This is a genomic window from uncultured Abyssibacter sp. (assembly GCF_964000955.1).
GTDB lineage: Bacteria > Pseudomonadota > Gammaproteobacteria > Nevskiales > OUC007 > Abyssibacter.
Map to the genome: position 1 here is coordinate 1 of NZ_CAXFCL010000073.1, position 2,308 is coordinate 2,308.

A 2,308-nucleotide genomic window follows, 5' to 3' on the forward strand; every position below is an offset into this window, starting at 1 on the left:
ACGCAACGCCTCGTTGAAGCCCAGCGTGTCGCGGTGCACCTCGCGCTGGTTGATCAGACACTTCTTGGATTCGTGAACGAATTCGATCGGGTCTTCAATGGTCAGGATGTGCCCGTACTCGCTTTCGTTCTTGTGGTTGACCATCGCCGCCAGCGTGGTCGACTTGCCGGAACCCGTCGGGCCGGTCACCAGCACCACGCCACGCGGCTGATCGGAGATGTCCTTGAAGATGGGCGGACAACCAAGATCCTCCAGCGACAGAATCTTCGACGGAATCGTCCGGAACACACCGGCGGCGCCACGATGGGTGTTGAAGGCATTGACACGAAAGCGCGCCAGATTCGGAATCTCGAAGGAAAAGTCGCATTCCAGCAGCTCGTCGTAATCCTTGCGCTGCTTGTCGTTCATGATGTCGTACAGCATCTCGTGCACGTTCTTGTGCTCAAGCGCTGGCAGGTTGATGCGTTTGACGTCACCATCCACACGAATCATGGGCTCCATGCCGGCAGACAGATGCAGATCCGATGCTCCCTGCTTGACCCCAAACGCCAACAACTGCGCAATATCCATCAGTGCTCCCTGCGCCATTCAGTGAGAAGTTCGCCCCAAAGTATCGACATCGCATGACCCCGGCAACTCATCCAGGCAGCGGGACCACCGACGACTCATTCGATGTCGCCGCAGCGTATCGCGCCGTGCGTGAAAGAGTCGCAAAGGCAGCGTGGGACGCTGGACGAACCGACGACGAGGTGGCGCTGGTCGGCGCCGCCAAGGCGCAGCCGCTGGACAAGCTGTCAACAGCATTGCGGTGCGGGCTCGCCCATGTCGGCGAGAACTACTGGCAGGATGCGCAAACCCACTTTGATGCCGATCCGGAACGACGTGCCACCTGGCATTTCATCGGCCCCATCCAGTCGAACAAGACCGCTGAAATCGCAGCACATTTCGACTGGGTCCAGAGCCTGGACCGCCTGAAAATCGCCCGGCGACTCAATGACCAGCGCCCCGACACGCTGGCGCCACTACAAGTCCTGATCCAGGTCAACATCAGCGGCGAGGCCACGAAGTCGGGTATCCGGCCCGAAGAGATCTCGGACTTCGCCCGGACAGTCACCGAATTCCCCCGGCTGCAACTGCGAGGGTTGATGGCGGTGCCGGCACCGGACGACGAGGGCGCACATGCCCGGCTGGCCGAGCATTTCGCTCGACTCCGTGACATCGCACCCGAGATCGACACGCTTTCCATGGGCATGACCAATGACCTGGAAACCGCCATCCACGCCGGGGCAACCATGGTGCGTATCGGCACCGCCCTGTTCGGGCCACGACCCACCCCAGCCCAGACGGAACACCCATGAATCAAGACGACATGAAGCGGGCAGTCGCGCAAGCCGCGTTAAACGAAATCGTCCCCGGGACGATCCTGGGCGTCGGCACCGGATCAACCGTCAACCACCTCATCGACCTGCTCGCCGACCGCGTCGCGGACATCCCCGGCGCGGTGTCATCCTCCGAGGCCAGCACCCGCCGTCTCCAGGCGATCGGCATTCCGGTGCTGGACCTTAATGACGTTGATTCGATACCCGTCTATATCGATGGTGCCGACGAAGTCACGCCCGAAGGGTTCATGACCAAAGGCGGAGGCGGCGCGCTGACGCGCGAGAAGATTGTTGCGTCAGCCAGTGACCGATTTGTCTGTATCGTGGACGAAAGCAAGATTGTCGAAACGCTGGGACGGTTCCCCATTCCGGTCGAAGTCATCCCGATGGCCACTTCCGTGGTCGGCCGCGCCCTAGGCAAACTCGGCGGTCGTCCGGTCAAACGGGGCGACTTCGTCACCGACAACGGCAACATCATTCTGGATATTCATGATCTGCGCCTCAAATCGCCCGGCGACTTCGAAATCAGGGTCAACAACATACCTGGCGTGGTCACATGCGGTGTCTTTGCGTCAACACCATCAAACCTCACCATTGTCGGTGGCCCAGAAGGAATTCAGGCCATCAGCCCCTGACAAAAATTGTCAGTTTCAGGCAAAAACTCACCTATAGCTTCGTTTCTCAGCCTTGGGGGCATCGGCAAGTCATTGTTTATAAATGAATTATTTTCATTAAACATTGGCATCACATGTGCTGAAATTACCGGTAGGCGGCGTGTGCCGCTCTGCTGAACCTCAATTGGGAGATCTCAAGATGCAACACAAACAGCAAGGCTTCACGCTGATCGAACTTATGATCGTGGTCGCGATCATCGGCATCCTGGCCGCCATCGCCATCCCGGCTTATCAGGACTATACGGTCCGCGCCAA

Annotated in this window: 4 protein-coding genes; 3 read left to right on the forward strand and 1 reads right to left on the reverse strand. The window is 59.1% G+C overall.

The genetic code is table 11. The annotated features are described in order from the left end of the window. Positions 1 to 570: ATPase, T2SS/T4P/T4SS family (locus tag ABNS06_RS03410; RefSeq protein ID WP_348672568.1), on the reverse strand; the 570-nt coding region annotated here is incomplete at its 3' end. A 125-nt stretch (positions 571 to 695) separates the two neighbouring features. On the opposite strand from ABNS06_RS03410, the gene ABNS06_RS03415 reads away from it, so the two are divergent. From ABNS06_RS03415 to ABNS06_RS03425, 3 genes are all read left to right on the forward strand, one after another. Then, complete coding sequence (locus ABNS06_RS03415) at positions 696 to 1,358, forward strand: YggS family pyridoxal phosphate-dependent enzyme (protein ID WP_348672569.1); 663 nt, start codon at positions 696 to 698, stop codon at positions 1,356 to 1,358. Continuing rightward, positions 1,355 to 2,014, forward strand: coding sequence for a ribose-5-phosphate isomerase RpiA (gene rpiA, locus ABNS06_RS03420; RefSeq protein ID WP_348672570.1), 660 nt, complete (start codon positions 1,355 to 1,357; stop codon positions 2,012 to 2,014). The genes ABNS06_RS03415 and rpiA overlap by 4 nt, the downstream gene beginning before the upstream one ends. 178 nt (positions 2,015 to 2,192) lie before the next feature. Further along, positions 2,193 to 2,308, forward strand: a 116-nt coding sequence (locus ABNS06_RS03425; protein ID WP_348672571.1) for a prepilin-type N-terminal cleavage/methylation domain-containing protein, incomplete at its 3' end; no start/stop codon positions are given.